The following is a 20,140-nucleotide window of genomic DNA, read 5'->3' as shown; positions in this document are numbered from 1 at the left end:
CCCTATTCTCGCGCAAGTGTCGCCGTGGTGGGCCGATGGTCGCTGCCGGCTGCGTCTTCGCTCTGGATGACCTCGGCCGAGACGACCCGCCAGCCGCCCGTGGTGAGAACGTGGTCGATGGGCGTGCCCACGAGTGCCGGCAGCCAGGTCGGCCAGGTGCCGAGGGCGGCGGTGCCGGCCGTGAGCGCCGCATCCCGGCAGTCGCCGATGCCGGTGAGGTGGTCGAGCGTGGAGTTGAAGTCGCCGGCGACGATCAGATTCGGCGATCCGCAGAGCCGGTCCACCCAGTCGAGGTCGGCCCGCCAGCCCTCGAGGTCGTCGGGCGTCGGTGCGACCGGATGCACGGCGGCGAGTGTCGGTCCGTCGCCGCTGACGGGGGAGACCACGATGCTCGGCAGCGTGCCGGTGTCGCCGAACGTGTCGGTGACCGCGTACTCGCCGAGGGCTGTCGAGACGAGGATCGACGTCGACAGGCTGAGGTAGTCCCCGTGGCTGGAGGTGTGCGCCCAGACCGGTTTCCCGCCGGCGGTCATCAGGGCGGCGACCTCGGCCGCAGTGCTCTCGGGTGTCTCCGGCAGCGTGACGACGTCGGCTCCGAGACGAAGGGCGAGTCCCGCGATCGATGCGGCATCGGCGGCCCCGCCGAGCGTGTTCCACGAGAGCACGACGATGTCGTCATCGGTCGCGGTCTCGGATGCGCCGGCATGGCCGGCGTCCGGCACCCAGCCGCGCGTCGCGAGAACCGCGGCCTGGCCCCCGGCGAACAGCAGCAGCACTACGGTGAGAAAGCCGAACAGGCCCCGGGTTCGACGGGCCACGAGCATCCCGGCCAGCAACAGCACGGCCAGCACCACCGCGGCGGCGGCGAGCGCGGGCCGGAAGGCCACGACCTGGGCGATGACGATCGAGTGTTCGAGGCCGAAGCCCTGTGGCCACGAGAGCACGGCGAGAACGGCGAGCGTCACGACAGCAACCACTCCGAACACGATTCGAACGATCATCCGTCTGCTCCAGGTGCACTCTGCAAGGGGTCAGGCCCCATTGCCCTGCAAGCCTACGATGGGGTTATGTCCGAAGTTGCTCCAGCGTTCCGCGGTCCCATCGATCTGCACACGCATTCGAGCGCCTCCGACGGAACCGAGACGCCCTACAACGTGGTGCGCTCGGCCAGCGAGGCGGGGCTCGGAACGCTCGCCCTGACCGACCACGACTCCACGGCGGGCTGGCCGTCGGCGTCGGAGGCGGCGCGCGACCACGAGCTGACCCTCATTCCGGGCATGGAGCTCAGCACGCGCCTCGACCACGTCAGCGTGCACCTTCTGTCGTACCTGTTCGACCCGGCCGACCCTGCGCTGCTCGCAGAGACCGAGACGATCCGGGAGGCCCGGCTGAAGCGGGCGCACGCCATCGTCGACCGCATCGCCGCCGACTACGACCTGTCCTGGGACGACGTGCTTGCGCAGACGGAGCCCGGCGCGACCATCGGCCGCCCCCACATCGCCGACGCCCTGGTGGCCAAGGGCCTCGTTCCGACGAGGAGCGAGGCGTTCCAGGGCATCCTGCACTGGCGGGCCGGATACTTCCAGCCGCACTACGCGCCGACACCCCTCCGCGGGGTCGAGCTGGTGGTCGCCGCCGGGGGAGTCACGGTGCTCGCCCACCCCGGCACCGGTCCGCGCGAGCGGGTCATCCCCGAACGCCGGCTCGCCCAGCTGGTGGATGCCGGACTGTTCGGCCTCGAGATCGAACACCGCCAGAACTCCGACGAAGGCAAGGAGCGGTTGCACGAACTCGCGGCGAAGTACGGGCTGGCCATCACCGGGTCGAGTGACTACCACGGCGCGGGCAAACCCAACCGCCTGGGGGAGAACACGACGGGCCCCGAGGTGCTCTCGCAGCTCATCGACCGAGCGACCGGCTGGTCGCCGGTGTACGGGGCCGTGACCCGCACGCTCTGACCCCCACGCTCTGACGCGCACGCTCTGACCCGCACGCTCTGACCCGCACCGCGGCCGCGCCCGCCCCACCCTGCGGGTGACCGAACCGGCCGGGCGGCAGCGGCGGGCTAGGATTCCCGGTATGAAGCGGCCTGCAGCCACCCTGCTGATCATCGGCTCCACGGTGTTCATGCTCGTCGCCGGCCTCGCCGCGGTTCTGGTGGTCGCGCTGCTGGTCTCGAACCTCTCACCCGTCGGGGCGGTGCCGAGCGGCCCGCTCCCCGCCCTGTCCGACGGCAGCTCCACGGCCCCGGCCGGTGATCGGCTCTCGGACTACTCGTTCGGCCACACCGCCGCGGCCGTGCTGCCCGGGGGCCCGGGCGTCGCGGTCGAGGCGACCCAGCGCATCCCGTTCACCCTGCAGGCAGACGTCACGAGCATGCGCCTGCACGTGCGCAACTGGAACTACATCGAGGACAGACCCCTCGCCGGCACGATCGACATCAGCGCGATTGCTGTGGGCCGTGCCGTCTCGGGCCAGATCCCCGGCGATTCGAGCGCCTTCGCCGCTGCCCCCGCCGTCTTCAGCGCGGGCACGAAGCTCACCGACGGTGCCGAGTTCGTCAGCGACTGGATCGGTGCCGATGCCGTCGGCTTCGAGAAGGGCGCACCCCTCTTCCTCTCGCTGGGGTTCTCGGCCCCGGCCGACACCGAGCTGGGGATCGGCTGGGACGTGTCCTGGCTCCAGCCGAGCAGCTCTGCGGCAGCGGTGACGACCGAGAAGTCGGTCGGAAGTTACCAGATGGGCGGATCGTTCCTCGACATCTGGATGGACTACACCTACGCCGGCACGGAGAAACTCGTCGTCGTGGCCGGGCATTCATTGAACTCCGGCGCAAACGCCCGGGCCGCCGATCATCCGCACACCGGTGAGAACAGTTCGTGGCACCAGGTCTGGGCCGACCAGAATGGAGCGGTCGCAGCCTCCCTCTCGGCACCGGGCTCCTGGGCGGCCGACTTTCCGGCCGACTCACCGAAGTGGGATCTCTATCCCGGGCTGAAGCCGGATGCCTTCGTGCTCTGGGCGGCGTCGAACGACATCGCGGGCGGGGCGGATGTCGAAGCACTGAAGGGCGAGTGGCTCGCGAGCCTCGCGCGCGCCGAAGTGCTCTGGCCGGAGGCGAGGATGTTCGCCTTCACCGAGCCGGGCCGGGGGCTGACCGGGCAGCTGGAGGAGAACCGGGTGCGCTGGAACGACTGGCTGCGGGGTGACACCTCGGGGGCGTTCACCGTCGTGGACGCGGATGCTCTGCTGAGCGATCCCGACCGGCCGAACCAGTTGCGACCCGCCATCATCGGCGACGACGCCCACCCTGCACCGGCCGGGTACGCCCTCGTGGCCGATGCCTTCGAGTGCGCGTTCGACGGATGCTGATCCCTCCGTTCGCGCGGACGTCGGCGAGACCCTCGACCGGGGGTGAATCAATCGGGTGACGCGGAACCGGACCGGAACGCGCCGCGGATAGGTTGCCAGCCGGGGGGTAGAGAAGGAATTCACCAGCGTGCCGAAAAAAGCTTCATCATTCCGGGGGGACCTCGAAGGCATCCGGGGCATTGCTCTTGTCATCATCCTGTTCACCCACCTGATCGAGTTCCCGACGGGCGGATTCGTCGCCCTCGACATCTTCTTCGTGCTGTCGGGCTACCTCATCACGGGGCTCCTGCTGCGGGAGTACCGGCTCACCGGTACGATCTCTCTGAACGGCTTCTACCGGCGCCGCATACGCCGCCTCATGCCGAGCGCGATGCTGGTGCTGGTCGCCACGAGCCTCGCCGGGCTCTTCGTGTTCATCCTCCCGCGAGCGGTGCAGACCCTCTGGGATGCCTTCTGGTCGCTGCTGCTGGTCAGCAACTGGAACTTCGCGCTCACCGGCACCGACTACTTCGCCACGACGCTTCCGCAGAGCCCGCTGCTGCACTTCTGGTCGTTGAGCGTCGAGGAACAGTTCTACCTCTTCTGGCCGGCGATCGTGCTGGGCCTGCTCATCGTGGGCGCGGGCGCACGCTCCGCGGGGAGGCGCAGGGTCGCGCCAGCCGCGCCGATCGCGCCAGCCGACCCGACACTGCGGCCGCGCTCAACCAGCAGGCGGCGCCCGCCCGCCCAGAGCTTCCGCCCGTTGATCCTCGGCATCGCCGTCGTCAGCCTGCTCTCGTTCGCCTGGGGCGTCATCCAGGCCGACGCCGCTCCCCAGGTCTCGTATCTGTCGACGCTGACCCGCATCTGGGAGCTGGGCGCCGGCGCACTGCTCTGCTTCACGGTTCCGCTGGCGTCGAAGATCCCCGCGATGCTCCGGCCTGTGCTCGCCTGGGGCGGTCTCGTCGTGATCCTCGTCTGCGCCTTCGTCTACACACCGGCCCTCCACTATCCGGGCTTCTGGTGCCTCATCCCGGTGGCGAGCACGGTGCTCATCATCGTGGCCGGCATGGGCGGCGACAGCCACCTGGTCATCACCACCAACCCGGTCGCCCGCTACCTCGGCAAGATCTCGTACACGAGCTACCTCTGGCACTGGCCGATCTTCATCTTCTTCGGGGTGCTGTTCGGCAGGGAGTCGCCGGTCTACCTTTTCGCGGCGATGCCGCTCTCACTGGCCGTCGCCGCCCTGACGACGCGGTTCGTCGAAGACCCGATCCGCCACTCCTCCTGGCTCGAACCCCGGCTGCATCATCGGGACACAGACCCGCGCGCGCGGCACCACCGTCGAACCGACCCGGGCACACGGAGTCGCCGCATCCGCATCGGCTTCGCCGTGGCCGGAGTCACCGTCGCCGTCGCGCTCATCGGGGTCATCGCGCTCGCCCCGCGCACGCAGGTCGCGTCGCTGCCTGTCGCTTCGGTCGTCGACCCCGGATCCCTGCCGGTCGAGCCGGGCGCGACATCCACGGCCGCCGCTGCTGCGGCTGCTGCCGCTGCCCCCGCCGCGGGCACGGCGAGCTCTGTGGGCTCCGCGCAGAAGGTGCTCACCGACGCCATCACCGTCGGGCTCACCACAGCCGACTGGCCGAGCGATCTGACCCCCGGCCTCGACAAGCTCGACCTGGGAGCACTGGCTCCGCAGTGGGTGGAGGACGGCTGCCTCGACGTCAGCGACGAGAACGTCACCAAGTGCGTCTACGGCGACGCCTCCCTGGGGAAGACGGCAGTGCTGCTCGGCGACTCTGCGGCCATCAGCTACATGCCGGGCCTCATCCCGGCCCTCGGTTCGCTCGGCTACCGGGTGCAGGCGCTGACCCATTCCGAGTGCACGTTCGCGAACGTGCAGGTGCTCGGCCAGTCGAAGGACGGTGCGGCCGCTCCCGGATTCCCGGCGGTCTGCGACGACCACCGCGCGTGGTCGATCGACAAGACTCTCCAGCTGAAGCCCGACCTCGTGATCGTCACCGATGCCGAGAGCGAGGTGTCGTCGATGGTCATCACCGGGGACGACAAGCGCTTTGAGGCGCTGCAGGCCGGCGTGACCGACTCGCTCTCGAAGATCGAGCCGCTCGGTGTGCCTGTCGTCATGCTCGCCGGCCCCCCGGCGACGATCCCGCTCAGCGACTGCGCGACGCGCATCAACCACCCGAGCGACTGCACCAAGCCGATCAGCAACACCTGGCTGAAGCAGCTCAACGTGACCCAGAAGGCCGCCGCAGAGGTCTCGGCGACCAGCGCCCAGCCTGTGTCGGTCGTCGACACGCGGCTCTGGTTCTGCGCCGAGAACACCTCGTGCCCGCCGTTCGCCGGCACCACGATCATCCGGGGCGACGTGCTGCACCTCACGGCCGTGTACGCCCGGATGCTCGAACCGATCCTCACGGCGACGCTGAGGAGCCTGCTGCCCCCCGCCTAGCTGTGCCTGGCGGGGTGGGCGGGGGGCCTCTCAGCCCGCGAGGGAGACGAGGGCCTGCGCGATCGTGAAGATCGCCACGCCCGCGAGCGAGCCGACGACCGTGCCGTTGATGCGGATGAACTGCAGGTCCTTGCCGACCTGGAGTTCGATCTTCAGGCTGGTCTCCTCGCCGTCCCAGCCCTGCACGGTCTCCGAGATGACCGATGCGATGTCGTGCCGGTAGCTCGCCACGAGGTGGGTGGCGGCGCCCTCGACCCACGTGTCGACCTTCTCGGCCAGAACGGTGTCGGTCACGAGTCGCTCGCCCACGTCGAGGATGGTCTGCTCGATCGTGAGTCGGAGCCCGGACTCGGGGTCGGCGAGAGCGGTGAGCAGGGCATCCTTGATCGACTGCCAGGCGACAGCGGCGAGTTCGCGGATGCGCGGGTCGTCGAGCAGCTGTTCCTTGACGCCCTCGACGCGCGCGCGCATGACAGGGTCGTGCTGGAGTTCGCCGGCGAGCTTCCTCAGGTAGTCATCGAGCGCGAGCCGCAGGCGGTGGTTCGGATCGGCCTGCACCGCCTGCACGAATTTCAGCGCTTCACGGGAGACCCGGTCATCCACCACCCGGTCGACGAACGACGGGAGCCAGGTGGGGAGGCGCTTCGAGACCGCGTCACCGAAGGAGTCGGGATTGGCGAGCATCCACTCCTCGGCCTTGTCGAGCAGCAGGTCGACCGCGTGATGGTGCTGGCCGGACTCGACGATCTTCGAGGTGAGCACCCCCAGCTGCGGCGACCAGTCCCGGCCGACGATGTGGGTGCGGGCGAGGCCTTCGATGACGCCCCGGATGTCGTCGTCGCTGAGGAACGCCATGGCGCCGGTGAGGCCGGCTGAGACCTCATTCGTCAGGCGCCGGGCGTTCCCGGCTTTCATCAGCCAGGTTCCGACGACCCGGGAGACTCCGACGGAGGCGAGCTTGTCGCGCACCACCGTCTCGGAGAGGAAGTTCTGCTCGACGAACTCACCGAGGCTCTCGCCGATCTCGTTCTTGCGGGTCGGGATGATCGCCGTGTGCGGAACCTTCAGGCCGAGCGGATGCCGGAACAGAGCGGTCACGGCGAACCAGTCCGCAAGTGCACCGACCATGCCGCCCTCGCTGGCCGCCCGCACATACTCGAGCCACGGGTAGCGGCCCTGCAGCGCGAACGAGATCGCGAAGATGATCGCCATGATGACCAGCAGCCCCGTGGCGAGCAGCTTCATGCGCCGGAGGGCGCGGAGCTTCGTGGCGTCGCCCTCCGTCAGGCTGACCAGGGTCGCCCGGCGCGCACGCCGGGAGCTGGCGCTCAGCGAACGGCCGTTCTACTCGGCGCGGGGCGCGCGGCCCCGCGATCGGCTGCGGCGGCGGGGTGCACTGTTGCCGTCGTGGTGCTCGTGGCCGGTCGAGCCGTGGCCGGTGGCCGAGGCGCTGGATGCCGCACCCTCGTTGCCGCCGGACGAGCCGGCGTCGCCCGAGCCCGAGAAGCTGACGGCCGTGGTCTCGCCGATCATGCCGCTCGAGACGGCGTCGGACGTGGTTCCGTTCTGGCCACCGGCGCGGGAGGCGCCGCCGGAACGGTTGCCGCTGCGGTTGCGGCTCCGTGCGGGTCGGTCGCCGTTGCCGGTGGGCTCGGCTGCCTCACGGGGGATGCGCGGCGGACGCTGGGCGCCTTCGAGCGCGGTGGCCTGGTCGCCGGCGAGGCCGACACCGACGCGGCTGGTGTCGCGGGTGCCGCGACCCGTGCCCTGGGCGCCCCGGTTCTCGGCGCTGGTGGGGGTGTTGCTGCTGTTGTTGGCGCTGCTGCTGGCGCTGGCGCTGCTGCTGCCGGCGCTGCTGCTCGCCGACGAGCTGCCTGCCGAGGAGCGGCTATCGGCACGGCTCTCGCTCCGCCCGTCTCCGCGGTTCTCGCCGCGCCCGCCCGAGCGTGCCTCACGGCTGCCCTCACGGGGTCCCCGCGAACCCGATCCGCCTTCGCGGGGCGGCCTGCTCGCGGCGCCCTCGGGGCCCTTCGCAGCCGGTGTCGGCTTCAGGCGGCCCTTCACTCCGGCGGGGATGTCGAGGTCGGTGTAGAGGTGCGGAGACGAGGAGTAGGTCTCGACCGGCTCAGGCTGTCCCATGTCGAGGGCGCGGTTGATGAGCGCCCACTTATGCAGGTCGTCCCAGTCGACGAAAGTGACGGCGATTCCGGTCTTGCCGGCCCGGCCCGTGCGGCCCGCGCGGTGCAGGTAGGTCTTCTCGTCTTCGGGGATGGTGTGGTTGATCACGTGCGTGACATCGTTCACGTCGATACCGCGGGCCGCGACATCCGTGGCGATCAGCACATCGCGCTTGCCGGCCTTGAACGCGGCCATGGCGCGCTCACGCTGCTCCTGGTTCAGGTCGCCGTGCACGGCTGCCGTGTTGAAGCCGCGGTCGCCGAGTTCTTCGACGAGGCGGGCCGCCGCGCGCTTGGTGCGGGTGAAGATCACGGTCTTGCCGCGGCCCTCGGCCTGCAGGATGCGCGCGATGACCTCGTCCTTGTCGAGATTGTGGGCACGGTAGACCACGTGCTTGATGTTGGCCTGGGTGAGGCCCTCGTCGGGGTCGGTCGCGCGGATGTGGATCGGCCGGCTCATGAACCGGCGCGCGAGCGCCACGACCGGGCCGGGCATGGTCGCGGAGAAGAGCATGGTGTGACGGCCCGCGGGCGTCTGTGCGAAGAGCTTCTCGACGTCGGCGAGGAAGCCGAGGTCGAGCATCTTGTCGGCCTCGTCGAGCACCATCACCTTCACGTTCGCGAGCGACAGCAGGCGCTGCCCGGCGAGGTCGAGGAGGCGCCCGGGGGTTCCGACGACGACCTGGGCGCCGGCCTTCAGCTGCTCGATCTGGCCCTCGTACGACTTGCCGCCGTAGATCGCGATGACGGCGGTAGGACGGTTGGATGCCGCGAGCTGGAGGTCTTCGGTGACCTGCACGGCGAGTTCGCGGGTCGGCACGACGACGAGCGCCTGCACGCCGGGTTCCGGGTTCGCACCGAGGCGCTGCAGCAGGGGGAGGCCGAAGCCGAAGGTCTTGCCGGTGCCCGTCTTGGCCTGGCCGATGATGTCCTGGCCCTCGAGGCCGAGGGGGATCGTCTGGGTCTGGATCGGGAACGGGTGGAGGATGCCCTTCGAGGCCAGCGCGTCGACGAGATCCTGCTCGATCTTCAGGTCGGAGAACGTGGTGTCGGTGAGGAAGGCGTCACCCACCAGTGGGTCGGGCGCGACCACGTCGATCACCTCGACGGGTGCGTTCAGGTCTTCGGGGAGGGAGTCGGGGGAGGAAGGTTCGGTGAAAGTCACTGTGCGTGGGCCCTGTCAGTCAATGGGTACGCCGCGGATTGTCAGTCGATGCGGATGCGGTGCGTCGGCACGGGGGGTGCGTCGGCTCTGTGCGTCCGGACTGCGTTCATGTCGGCCGGCGATGGCGCCTGGCGGCGGCGTAGAGGCCCCGATTCGTGTCAGGGTCCCCACTAGTTTAGCGCCAGGGCGGCCCGTGGCCCTCCGCTAGAGTGAGCGAGTGTTTGAATTCTTCAGGCGCCCGACGGTGCGCATCGATGTTCCGCGCCTCCGACCGCGCCGCACATCGGGTGCACTGCCCAAGGTGAACCTGGCAGAACTCACGCCCGAGGTGCTTCCCTACCTCGGGCAGGCGGCGTACATCCAGCTCGCCATCTTCGAGGCGATAGCCCGCGCCGTGATGCTCTCGCCGACCGTCCGTGCAAAGGAGTCGCTTGGCCGGGCAGCCGGCGAGGCCCTCGGCAAGCACGAGAAGCTGGTGGGGGAGCTTCGTCGCCGAGTGGATGATCCCTCCGCCGTGATGGCCGCGTTCGCTCCGGCGATCGACTCCTATGCCGCGGTCGTGCGGGGCAGCGACTGGTACGAGTCGCTGGCGAGCATCTACCTGACCGCGGGCATCCTCGACGACTTCTTCGTGCTTCTCGCAACCGGTCTCGAAGGCGACATCGGTCCCCGGGCCGCGCAGCTGATCGGTGGCGAGACGGGCCGTGCCGCGATAGTGGTGCTGCTGAACGACGCGATCGCCGAAGACCCGTCGCTCGGTTCCCGCCTCGCGCTCTGGGGGCGGCGGCTCGTCGGCGACACCCTGCTGGTGGCGCGTTCGGCCATCCACCACACCGACAACGCGCGCACCGACGAGGAGCGCATCGAGCCCGTCTTCACCGAGCTCATCGCGAAGCACAGCCGTCGCATGGACGGCCTCGGCCTCACGGCCTGACCCCCCGCCCCCCCGCCTCGCCCCGCGTCCCGCCCTGCCCGCCCCGCCTCCCGGCCCCGCCCCGCCACCTCAATCGAGTGGGCAGTTCGGGCCCGAAGATGCCGGCGCAAGGGCCCGAACTGCCCACTGGATGGGGAGGTTGGGCGGCGGAGGCGGGGCGTGCCCGGTCTCAGACGGCCGGGTCGAGGAGCTCGCGGATGGCCGCGAGGCCGAGCACCGTCTCGGTGAAGCTGGTGCTGAGCGGGGAGAGGCCGACGCGGAGGCCCTCGGGCGCACGGAAGTCGGGCACGACGCCGGTCTGCCAGAGCGCTGCGACCACCTCACGGAACCGGGGGTGGTCGAGAGTGACGTGGCTTCCGCGCTGGTCGCTCTGCCGGGGGGAGGCGACCTCGACGCCGAGCGGCGCCAACCAGGCGTCGGCGAGTTCGATCGTGAGCTCGGTGAGCGCGACCGACTTCGCGCGTACGGCGGGGATGCCCGCGGTGCCGATGAGCGCGATCATGTCGCGCATCGCGAGCATGCCGATAACAGGCGGCGTTCCGCTCTGGAAGCTCCGGATGCCCGGGGCGCTGTCGTACCCCGGACCCATGGCGAACGGCTCGGCGTGGCCGAGCCAGCCCCAGATGGGCTGCCGGAGCTGGGGCTGCAACTCGTGACGCACGTAGAGGAACGCCGGCGAACCGGGCCCGCCGTTGACGTACTTGTACGTGCAGCCGACCGCGATGTCCACCTGCCACTCGTCGAGCAGCACGGGCACGCTGCCGGCGGAGTGGCAGAGGTCCCAGACGATGAGCGCTCCGGCGTCGTGCGTGATGCGGGTCAGCTCCCCGACATCGGCGAGGTATCCCGAGCGGTAGGCGACCTGGCTCGCCACCACGACGGCGGTGCGTTCGCCCACGGCCTCTGCCAGGAGCTCGGCGGTGAGCCCGAGCCGGGGCGAGGTCTCGACCCACCGGACGGTCAGTCCGCGCTCCGAAGCGATGCCCTCGACCACGTAGCGGTCGGTGGGGAAGTTGTCGCTGTCGACCACGATCTCCGTGCGGCCCGGGCGGGCGTCCGCAGCGGCGCGTATCGCCTTGTAGAGCAGCACGGTGGTCGAGTCGCCGATCATCGTCTGGCCGGGAGCCGCACCGAGGGCGGCTGCACCGAGTTCGTCGCCGATCACGGTGGGGAGCTGCAACCACCCCTCGTCCCAGCCCCGGATGAGGCGGGAGCCCCAGGCGTCACGGACGAACGCGGAGAGGGTGTCGGCGGTCGAGAGCAGTGGCCGGCCGAGGGAGTTCCCGTCGAGGTAGGCGACGATGGCGTCGGCCGGGCGGGCGGCGACGGCCTCGGCATCCTGATCATGCTGGGCCCCGGGAGCCACAAACAGTTCGCGGTATCGGCCGAGCGGATCGGCGCGGTCGAGCTCGCCGGCACGCTCGAGAGCATCGCCGAGGGTGAGGGGTACGGGCATCCGGAACCGGCCTTGTGTGACGGGAATCGCAGTGGAAGAGGGTACGCCGCTAGTTCACGCGGGCGCGCGGGCTCAGCAGGGCACTGAGCTCCGCCCGGTCGCGCGTTCGCCGCGCGCGGCCGAGCGACGGGGTGACTAGTGCCACGATCAGGGCCGTGCCGCCGAGCGCGATCACCCAGATCCAGCCACCGTTGTAGGGCAGGCCGAGCCAGGTCATCGCCTCCCAGAGGATCGCGGCAGAGGCGGCGCCGAGAGCCGGGACGAGCAACGCGCCGTGCGTCTCCCTGAGCGGGAACAGGTAACGGCCGAGGAGGCCGATGATGATGCCGCCGAGGGTGACGAAGAGGAGTTCCATGCTGGACGGGCCGTCTCTAGCCGACGAAACCGATGCGGCGGGACTCCTCGGTGCCGATCTCGACATAGCTGAGGCCGGCGACGGGAACCAGGTAGAGCTTGCCCTTGTTGTCCTTCAGCGAGAGGTGACCGGTTCCGCTGGTCAGCGCGGCGGAGACGGTCTGCTCGATCTCGTCGGGAGACTGGTTCGTCTCGAAGCTCAGTTCGCGGGGAGTGTGTGCAATGCCGATACGAATTTCCACCAGGTGCGCCTTTCGAGAGTTCTGTGGGCTGTGACCAGATCCACGTGCCCAGATTACGGCAGAACGGATGCCCGGCCCGCCCGATCGGCCGCCGTCGGCACTCGCCGAGAGCGAACACCGGCGATGTCGGGGGTGCCCGTTAGCGTTGGAGACGTGCCGACATCCCAGCTGCGAGACGAGAGCGACCGACTGCTCTCTGCGTTCCGCCCTGCCCTCGAACTCGACGGTTCGCAGGCAGAGGTGCTTGCGACGGCAGACGGGGTCAGCCGTGCCATCATCGGCGCCCCGGGCTCGGGCAAGACGGTGACCCTCGTCGAGACGGTCGCCGAGCGCGTACTCGGTCGGGGATATCTCCCCTCCGAAGTGCTGGCGCTGACTCCCACGAGGCAGGGGGCGACACAGCTCCGTGACACGCTGGCGCTCCGGCTCGGCCTGCCCACGAACGGGCCGCTCGCCCGCACGGTGAACTCGCTCGCCTTCCAGATCGTGCAGTCGGCGCGGGCGGCGTCTGGCCTGGAGCCGCCGACCCTCCTTACCGGTGCCGAACAGGACCGCATCATCGCCGACCTGCTGGCCGGCCAGGCCGAAGAGGGCTTCGGCCCCGAATGGCCCGATCCGCTGACCGGCGAGGTGCGTGCTCTCCGGGGGTTCCGCACAGAACTCCGCGAGCTGATGATGCGCGCCACGGAGTCGGGTGTCTCCCCGCGCCAGCTCGCCGAGCTCGGCCGGAGGCACGGCATCGCAGAGTGGGTCGCAGCCGGCCGTTTCGCCGAGGAGTACCAGGGCGTCGTCTCGAGTTTCCGCGATGCCTCCCTCGATTCGGCCGAACTCATCGCCGAGGCGCGCCTGCAGGTCGTGTCGGGCGATGCGGGTGTGGCCTTCGGGGTGACCGGTGGGTCGCGGGTGAACGGTGGGCCGGCTGCGCTCGCCGGGGTACGGATGATCGTGGTCGACGACCTGCAGCAACTGAGCCGCGGCGCCGTCAGCTTCGTCGCGACCCTCGCCCGCCGGGGCGTCGCCGTTCTCGCCTTCGGCGACCCCGATGTGGCCACCACCTCGTTCCGCGGCGGAGAGAAGGACACCCTCGGGCGGCTCGGTGCCGTGCTCGGCGAGCGGGTGAACGTGGCCGCCCCGGTGTACCTCGAAGCGGTGCACCGGCACGGAGCGGGCATCCGGGGTCTCATCGACCGCGGCACGTCGCGCATCGGGGCCTCAGCCGCGGGTCGCCAACGCGCGGCGCGGGCCACGGCGGCAGTCCTCGAGGTCGAGGCGGCCATCGAGTCGTCGGGAGTGCCGGCGGTCCGCCGCATCGAGTCCGAGTCCCCGGCAGCCGAGCTCGCAGCCATCGTGCACCTGCTTCGGGAGCATCACCTTCTCCGCGGCGTCCCCTGGAACCGCATGGCCGTGGTGGTGCGCTCCGGAGCCCTCATCACCTCCCTCGTGCGGGGCCTTGCCGTCGCCGAGGTTCCGGCGTCCACCCAGACGGGCGGGCGTGCGCTCCGTGACGACTATGCGGCCCGGCATCTCGCGACGGCCGTCGCCGCGGCGGTCGGGGTGCAGCCGCTCGACGATGCCCTGGCGGGGGAGCTGCTGCTCGGGCCGCTGGGCGGCCTCGATTCCGTGGGGCTCCGACGCCTCCGCCTCGCGCTCCGGCAGGAGGAGTTGGCGGGCGGGGGCAACCGGCCGGCCGACGTGCTCGTCACCGAGAGCCTCGCTGCGCCGGGGCGGCTCGCCACCATCGACTCGTCCCCGGGCCGTCGGGCACAGCGGCTGGCCGACGCGCTCGCGGCCGTACGGGAGCGGAACGCCGCCGGCGCGAGCATCGAGGAGCTGCTCTGGGAGCTCTGGAGCCGGAGCGGCCTCGCGCGCGGCTGGCAGAAGGCGTCTGTCGGGTCGGGCATCCTCGCCGACGAGGCGAACCGCAACCTCGACGGTGTCGTCGGCCTCTTCAGTTCGGCGAAACGCTTCGTCGAGCGTTATCCGCATCGGCCGGCCGCCGACTTCCTCGTCGATCTGCTGACGTCCGAGGTACCCGAAGACTCCCTGTCGCCGCGATCCGCCTCCGACGCCGCCGTCGTCTCGACACCAAACGGTGTGATCGGCGCGGAATTCGACGTGGTCGTCGTGGCAGGCCTCCAGGACTCGGTCTGGCCGAACCTCCGCCTCCGCGGTTCGCTGCTGCATCCTGACCGGCTTGCCGAGCTCGTCGACGGTACCCCGGTTCCGGATGTCGACGAACGCGCCGAAGTGCTCGGCGACGAGTTGCGGATGTTCGTGCTCGCCGTGTCGCGGGCGAGAACCCAGGTCGTGCTGACGAGCGTGGCGAACGACGACGAGCAGCCGTCGCCGTTCGTGCGCCTGGTGCCGGAGGGGCCGGACGGGCCGGCGGGGCCGGTTGCCTCGGAGGGTGAGGTGGCCACAGCCGGTGCGCCTGCCTCGGCAAGCGGCGAAGCCACGGCCCCCGCCGACACGGCCGCCGTTGCCCGTGCCCGCCTCTCGGCAGCCACCTCGGAGTTCCAGCGATCGGCGGCCGAGCATCCGCTCTCCCTCCGCGCACTCGTCGGGAGCCTCCGCCGCCGCCTTGCCACGACGGGCGACCCCGCTGCGGCAGACGCGCTCGCCCGGCTCGCCGCCGAGGGTGTGCCGGGGGCCGATCCGCTCAGCTGGTACGGGGTGCTCGAACCGTCGACCACCGAGCCGCTGGTCGACCTCGACGACCCCGCCAACAGGGTCGACGTCTCGCCGTCGAAACTCGAGACCTTCGAGAAGTCACCACTCGCCTGGTTCGTCGACCGGGTCTCGGGCTCCACGTTCGGGCTCTCGGCAGGCATCGGCACGCTGCTGCACTCGGTGATGGAGGAGGCGACCACCGGGCCCGATCCGGATGTCGCAGTCGACCCCCTCAGCACCGACCCCCTCAGCACCGACCCCCTCGATACAGACCCCCTCAGCACCGCCGCGCTCTGGCGGCGACTCGACGAACGCTGGGGCGAACTGCAGTTCGAATCCCCGTGGCTGGCCGAACGAGAACGTGTGAAGACCGAGGCGAAAGTTGCTGGGCTCTCGGAATACCTGCGCGGCTTCGAACGGGAGGGAGGAGTCCTGCTCGGAGGCGAGGCGGCCTTCTCTCTCGAGGTGGGGCGGGCGCGGCTCCGCGGAACCGTCGACCGCCTCGAGCGGCGCGCCGACGGTCGCGTGAGTGTCGTCGACCTGAAGACGGGGTCGTCGGCGCCGACGTCCGCCGCGGTGTCGAGCCACGCGCAGCTCGGCAGCTACCAGCTCGCGCTGCGGGCCGGAGCGCTGCAGTCCGACGCGCTGCAGGCGGGCGCGACGGACGGAGACGCACCCGCGGCGCAGCCCGGCGAGAGCGGCGGCGCCATGCTGCTCTATGTCGCCGTCGCCTCGGGCGCCGGCGCGAACAGGGTGCAGTACAAGCTGCTCGCGCAGGAGCCCCTCGACGACGACGCGATGGCCGAGTTCCGCGCGCGGATCGAGACGGCGGCGACCGGGATGGCCGGCAGCACGTTCCCGGGCCGCACAGATCTCGCCGAGCGCGATCCGCACGGCGCGTGGGAGTACCGCATCCACCTCGTCAGGGCGGTGTCGTCGTGACGGTCAGCGCCCTCGAGATCGCTGCGGCTCTCCACCTCCCGCCGCCCACACCGCAGCAGCAGGCCGTCATCGAGGCCCCGCTCACCCCGAGCATCGTGATCGCCGGGGCGGGCAGCGGCAAGACGGAGACGATGGCGAACCGGGTCGTCTGGCTGCTCGCCAACGACCTCGTCTCCGTGTCCGGAATCCTGGGACTCACCTTCACCCGCAAGGCCGCCGGGGAGCTCGCCCACCGCATCCGCTCCCGTATCGACCAGCTGTCGGCTGCGCGCCTCACCGAGACGGTCTCCGATCCGTTCGACTCGCCGGCTGTCGCCACCTACAACTCGTTCGCGAACAGCATCTTCCGGGACAACGCCCTCTTCGTCGGGAGGGAGGGCGATTCGAGCATCCTGAGCGAGGCGTCCGCTTGGCAGATCGCGCGCCGGCTCGTCACGGGGAGCACGGATGACCGGCTGGTCGGCCTCGACAAGTCGATCGACTCCCTCACCGAAGCCGTGATCTCCCTCAGCCGGTCCATGAGCGAGAACGTCGTGACGTCGAGCGAGGTCGTGCGGATGGCCGAGGAGTTCACGGGCCTCGCCGAACTGCCCACGGGCTCGAAGCGGGTTCCCACGCTGAACGCCGAGCTCCGTGCGTCGCTCCAGGCCGTCAGCGCCCTGCCCGTGCTCGTCGACCTTGCCGACCGGTTCGCCGAAGAGAAGGTGCGGCGCGGATTCGTCGAGTACTCCGACCAGGTCGCCCTCGCCCTGTCGATCGCCGAGCGGGTGCCGCGGGTCGCAGCCGAGTACCGGGAGCGGTTCCGCGTCGTACTGCTCGATGAGTACCAGGACACGAGCGTCGTGCAGACCCGCCTGCTCTCCACGCTCTTCGGGGGTCGCCCCGTGATGGCGGTCGGCGATCCGCACCAGTCGATCTACGGCTGGCGCGGTGCGAGTGCGGCGAACCTCGGAACGTTCGCGCTCGACTTCACCGGCGACCGCTCCGGGGCTCTTGCCTTCCCGCTCTCGACGAGCTGGCGCAATCCCGTTCGGGTTCTGGATGCCGCCAACCACCTGGTGGCTCCGCTCACCGAAGCGTCGACCGTGCCGGTGTCGCGGCTCGACCCCCGCCCCGCAGCAGCAGTGGGCCGGCTCGACGTGTTCTTCGGGGAGACGGTCGACGAGGAGGCCGCTGCCGTTGCGGGCTGGTTCGCACGAGAACTCGAACGCCCGACCCCCAGCGGGGGAGTGCGCTCCGCCGCGATGCTCTGCCGCTCCATCAAACGGATCGGCGCCTTCACCTCGGCTCTCACAGCACGGGGGGTGCGGTTCCATGTGCTCGGCCTGGGCGGGCTGCTCGAAGAGCCTGCCATCGCCGACCTGGTGTCGGCGCTCCGCGTGATCTATCACCCCACCGCAGAGTCCGAGCTGGTGCGGCTCCTCACCGGGGCCCGTTGGCAGGTGGGTCTTCGTGACATCGCCTCCCTCAGCGCCGTGGCGGTCTGGCTGGCTGAGCGCGACCACCACCACGCGAAGCTCGATCCGGCCCTGAAGCAACGCATCCGTGAGTCGGTGGTCGTCGACGAGTCACGGTCGCTCGTCGATGCGCTCGATTTCGTGGCCGAGGCTCCCGCCGGTCACCGGATGCTCGAGCAGTTCAGCGCGACCGGTGTCGAACGCCTCCGCGCCGCCGGCCGTCAGCTGGCCTTCCTGCGCACCCGCACGGGGCTCGACCTGCCCGACCTGGTGAACCTCGTAGTGCAGGAGCTCCTGCTCGACATCGAGGTCGCGGCGAACGAAGGGTCCGCTCTCGGGCGCGCGAGCCTCGACGCCTTCTCCGAGCAGATCGCAGGGTTCATCGCCGCGGATCCGTCCGCCGGTCTCGGTGCCTTCCTCTCCTGGCTCCAGGAGGCGGAGAAGCGTGACAGGCTGAGCCCCCGTTCCGACGACCCGGAGCCGGGCACCGTGCAGATCCTCACCATCCACGGGTCGAAGGGTCTCGAGTGGGACAGCGTCGCCGTACCCCGGATGGTCGAGGGCGAACTCCCGGGCAAACCGCAGAGCAAACAGGGCTGGCTCGCTTTCGGCGAACTGCCGTACGAGTTCCGGGGCGATTCGCGGGAGCTTCCCGTGCTGGCCTGGCGGTCGGCCGACAACCAGGCGGAGTTCGCCGCCTCGAAGCAGGTCTTCACCGAGCAGATCACCGACCGCTACGCCGAGGAGCAGCGCCGGCTGGTCTATGTCGCTGTGACCCGCGCGCGCGAGAGCCTGCTGCTCTCAGGATCGTTCTGGTCCACCACGACGAAGCCGCGGATGCCCGGACTCTTCCTCCGCGAACTCGAAAGCGCCGGGCTGATTCCGCCGGATGCCCTGCCCGAGGTCCCCGCGAGCGAGGTGAATCCACTGGCCGAGTCGACGGAGCTGGTGCCGTGGCCGCTCTCGCCGCTCGGCTCCCGTGCCGCCCGGGTCGAGGCCGCGGCCAGAGCGGTGGTCGACGCCGACGCGGGTGCGACGACGCCGTGGTCCCACGACATCGACCTGCTGCTCGCCGAACGGCGTGCCGGGCTCGAGGGGGAGCGACTCGTCGTTCCGACCCGCGTGGCGGCCTCCCGGTTCAAGGACTATGTGACCGATCCCGACGAGGTGCTCCGTCAGCTTCGCCGCCCGATGCCCGACAGGCCCTATCGGCAGACGAGGCTCGGCACCCGCTTCCACTCCTGGGTCGAGAGCCGGTTCGGCCTGGTCGGCGGGTCTGAGCAGCTGGATGCCGGCCCCGGCGAGCTCGATGTGGATCTGGACAGCGAACTGGACTCGGCTCTGGATCTGGATCTGGACGTCGATCTGGCTCTGGATCACGTCGCCGAGACGAAGACTCCCGCCATCGATGGGGGCGCTGCCGAAGAGGAAGAACTCCAGCGGCTGCAGACGACCTTCGAGGCCTCGCCGTGGGGCGGTCGGAAGCCGGAGGAGGTCGAGATCGAGATCCACCTCGTGCTGGGTGGCAACATCGTCGTCTGCAAGATCGATGCCGTCTTCCGCGATGGTGACCGTTACCAGATCGTCGACTGGAAGACAGGCCGCGCTCCATCCGGCGCCGATGACCTCGAGGTGAAGCAGCTCCAGCTCGCTCTCTACCGGCTCGCCTACGCAGAGTACCGGGGCATCGATCCCGAGCGGATCGATGCCGTGTTCTACTTCGTGTCGGTCGACGAGATCATCGCTCCCGATCGCGTGTACTCCGAGTCCGAACTGCTGGCGCTCTGGGAGAGGGTGACGGCGACCACGGTGGCGACGAGCCCAGCGGCCCCCGCCCCGCCGGCCCCGTTCAGTCGTCGTCGCTGATCCGGGCCGCGTTCACGTGGTCGTGGGCCGGCACGGGCTGGCTCCGCGGAGTCTTGCTCAGCATCGCCTCGACCTCGTCCACGGCGAGCACCCGCCCGGTGTCGGTCGACAGCGGGTTCACCAGGTCGGCCTGCGAGCTCGACGCCAAGCCGGTCAGCATCCCGACAGCATCGTTGACGATCGACGGGTCACGGAGGTCCGAGCCGTGCACCAGCCACTTCGCGATCTCGAGTTCGGCGTAGAGCCGGGCACGCTTTCGAAGCTGTCTGTCGACGGGCCCTGAGCGCGCGACGTTGTACCCCGAGAACACGCTGGTCGCGGACTCCTCACGGGTGACCGAACTGAGCCAGAAGAGGTCGGCGGCCGGGTCACCCACCTTGAGGTTCGACCAGTCGAGTACGCCGGTGACCCGCTCACCGGAGACGAGGAACGACTCCGGCCCGAGGGATCCGTGGATGACCGCCGGTTGGAACTGCCAGAGCGCGCTGTCTTCCAGGGCGAGCGACCAGCGCGTCAGCAGTTCGACGGGAACCTTGCCCGTTGCGGCAGCGCGATCCTTCACCACCGTCGCCACGCGCGCTGACTCGGTGGCACTCAGCACGGGCAGCCCGGCATCGGTGATCACCGAGGTGGGAAGGGAATGGATGGCCGCGATGGCGCGCCCGAACGCCTCCGCCAGTTCGACACTGTGGTCGAGGCTGTCGAGGGTGGCGGGAGATCCCGGGATGAAGTCGTACACGACTCCCCGGGTCTGCCCGATCGGCGCCTGCCCGCGGAATTCGGGGGCCCGGAACGGGAGGCGTCCCCGCGAACCGGTGGTGAGTGCGCGCAGCGCCACGAGGTCGCCGGACTGTTCCGTCTCCGTCTCCTGCGAGGTGGGAACCCGGATGATCAGCTGGTCGCCCCCCCGCACGGTGAGCAGCGCGGAGTCGAAACGACCGGTCAGACCGGTCGAGAGAGGGGTCGTCGAAACGACGTCGAGCCCAGCGACGGCAGCGGTGGCGAGCGCGGCTAGAGTGAGAGAGGATCTGGCCATACCTTCAGGGT

Annotated in this window: 12 protein-coding genes and 1 pseudogene; 6 read left to right on the top strand and 7 right to left on the bottom strand. The window is 70.2% G+C overall.

The window, feature by feature from the left end:
- Positions 1-2 precede the first annotated feature (2 nt).
- Positions 3-1,001, bottom strand: a complete 999-nt coding sequence (locus B7R21_RS12150; protein ID WP_116283527.1) for an endonuclease/exonuclease/phosphatase family protein — start codon at positions 999-1,001, stop codon at positions 3-5.
- Positions 1,002-1,067: 66 nt separating this feature from the next.
- On the opposite strand from B7R21_RS12150, the gene B7R21_RS12145 reads away from it, so the two are divergent.
- The 3 genes from B7R21_RS12145 (at position 1,068) to B7R21_RS12135 (ending at position 5,830) form a co-directional block, all read left to right on the top strand.
- Positions 1,068-1,958 carry a PHP domain-containing protein gene (locus B7R21_RS12145; protein WP_116283526.1) on the top strand — a complete coding sequence of 297 codons (891 nt, stop codon included), beginning with the start codon at positions 1,068-1,070 and terminating at the stop codon, positions 1,956-1,958.
- Between the two features lie 121 nt (positions 1,959-2,079).
- Positions 2,080-3,372, top strand: a complete 1,293-nt coding sequence (locus B7R21_RS12140; protein ID WP_116283525.1) for a GDSL-type esterase/lipase family protein — start codon at positions 2,080-2,082, stop codon at positions 3,370-3,372.
- A gap of 127 nt (positions 3,373-3,499) precedes the next feature.
- Entirely contained in the window at positions 3,500-5,830 is a 2,331-nt protein-coding gene (locus tag B7R21_RS12135) for an acyltransferase family protein (RefSeq protein ID WP_116283524.1), read from the top strand.
- A 30-nt stretch (positions 5,831-5,860) separates the two neighbouring features.
- Here B7R21_RS12135 and B7R21_RS12130 read toward each other — a convergent pair whose 3' ends face one another.
- Entirely contained in the window at positions 5,861-7,075 is a 1,215-nt protein-coding gene (locus B7R21_RS12130; RefSeq protein WP_116283523.1) for a DUF445 domain-containing protein, read from the bottom strand.
- 797 nt (positions 7,076-7,872) lie between these two features.
- Positions 7,873-9,079, bottom strand: a pseudogene (locus B7R21_RS21125) (DEAD/DEAH box helicase); the annotation flags it as partial.
- Positions 9,080-9,389: 310 nt separating this feature from the next.
- Here B7R21_RS21125 and B7R21_RS12120 point away from each other — a divergent pair.
- Positions 9,390-10,106, top strand: a complete 717-nt coding sequence (locus tag B7R21_RS12120; RefSeq protein ID WP_253259784.1) for a ferritin-like fold-containing protein — start codon at positions 9,390-9,392, stop codon at positions 10,104-10,106.
- A gap of 169 nt (positions 10,107-10,275) precedes the next feature.
- On the opposite strand, the gene B7R21_RS12115 is transcribed toward B7R21_RS12120, so the two are convergent.
- Genes B7R21_RS12115 through B7R21_RS12105 form a run of 3 tightly spaced genes read right to left on the bottom strand, consistent with a single transcriptional unit; the run spans position 10,276 to position 12,158 of the window.
- A complete protein-coding gene (locus tag B7R21_RS12115) occupies positions 10,276-11,562 on the bottom strand; it encodes a kynureninase (protein WP_116283522.1) in 1,287 nt (428 codons plus the stop codon).
- Positions 11,563-11,611: 49 nt separating this feature from the next.
- A complete protein-coding gene (locus tag B7R21_RS12110) occupies positions 11,612-11,917 on the bottom strand; it encodes a hypothetical protein (RefSeq protein ID WP_116283521.1) in 306 nt (101 codons plus the stop codon).
- A 16-nt stretch (positions 11,918-11,933) separates the two neighbouring features.
- Entirely contained in the window at positions 11,934-12,158 is a 225-nt protein-coding gene (locus B7R21_RS12105) for a DUF3107 domain-containing protein (RefSeq protein ID WP_116283520.1), read from the bottom strand.
- Positions 12,159-12,311: 153 nt separating this feature from the next.
- Here B7R21_RS12105 and B7R21_RS12100 point away from each other — a divergent pair, with 153 nt between their 5' ends.
- On the top strand, positions 12,312-15,770 hold the full coding sequence (locus B7R21_RS12100) for a UrvD/REP family ATP-dependent DNA helicase (RefSeq protein ID WP_253259783.1): 3,459 nt from the start codon (positions 12,312-12,314) through the stop codon (positions 15,768-15,770).
- Positions 15,767-19,093: an ATP-dependent DNA helicase gene (locus tag B7R21_RS12095; RefSeq protein WP_253259782.1), complete on the top strand. Its 3,327-nt coding sequence runs from the start codon at positions 15,767-15,769 to the stop codon at positions 19,091-19,093. The genes B7R21_RS12100 and B7R21_RS12095 overlap by 4 nt, the downstream gene beginning before the upstream one ends.
- On the opposite strand, the gene B7R21_RS12090 is transcribed toward B7R21_RS12095, so the two are convergent.
- The gene (locus B7R21_RS12090; protein WP_116283517.1) at positions 19,077-20,129 is read right to left on the bottom strand and encodes a phosphotransferase; all 1,053 of its coding nucleotides are present in this window, start codon (positions 20,127-20,129) and stop codon (positions 19,077-19,079) included. The two genes, B7R21_RS12095 and B7R21_RS12090, sit on opposite strands and share 17 nt — an antisense overlap.
- Positions 20,130-20,140: the final 11 nt, after the last annotated feature.

It is taken from the genome of Subtercola boreus (assembly GCF_003399625.1).
GTDB lineage: Bacteria > Actinomycetota > Actinomycetes > Actinomycetales > Microbacteriaceae > Subtercola > Subtercola boreus_C.
The sequence above is the reverse complement of the archived record's forward strand: the minus strand, read 5'-3'. Positions and strand labels throughout refer to the sequence as shown.

What these genes read in the sequence shown, in the direction of transcription:
- B7R21_RS12150 (WP_116283527.1), bottom strand. Translation starts at nt 1,001, where the DNA reads ATGATCGTTCGAATCGTGTTCGGAGTGGTTGCTGTCGTGACGCTCGCC.
- B7R21_RS12145 (WP_116283526.1), top strand. Translation starts at nt 1,068, where the DNA reads ATGTCCGAAGTTGCTCCAGCGTTCCGCGGTCCCATCGATCTGCACACG.
- B7R21_RS12115 (WP_116283522.1), bottom strand. Translation starts at nt 11,562, where the DNA reads ATGCCCGTACCCCTCACCCTCGGCGATGCTCTCGAGCGTGCCGGCGAG.
- B7R21_RS12140 (WP_116283525.1), top strand. Translation starts at nt 2,080, where the DNA reads ATGAAGCGGCCTGCAGCCACCCTGCTGATCATCGGCTCCACGGTGTTC.
- B7R21_RS12110 (WP_116283521.1), bottom strand. Translation starts at nt 11,917, where the DNA reads ATGGAACTCCTCTTCGTCACCCTCGGCGGCATCATCATCGGCCTCCTC.
- B7R21_RS12130 (WP_116283523.1), bottom strand. Translation starts at nt 7,075, where the DNA reads ATGAAGCTGCTCGCCACGGGGCTGCTGGTCATCATGGCGATCATCTTC.
- B7R21_RS12090 (WP_116283517.1), bottom strand. Translation starts at nt 20,129, where the DNA reads ATGGCCAGATCCTCTCTCACTCTAGCCGCGCTCGCCACCGCTGCCGTC.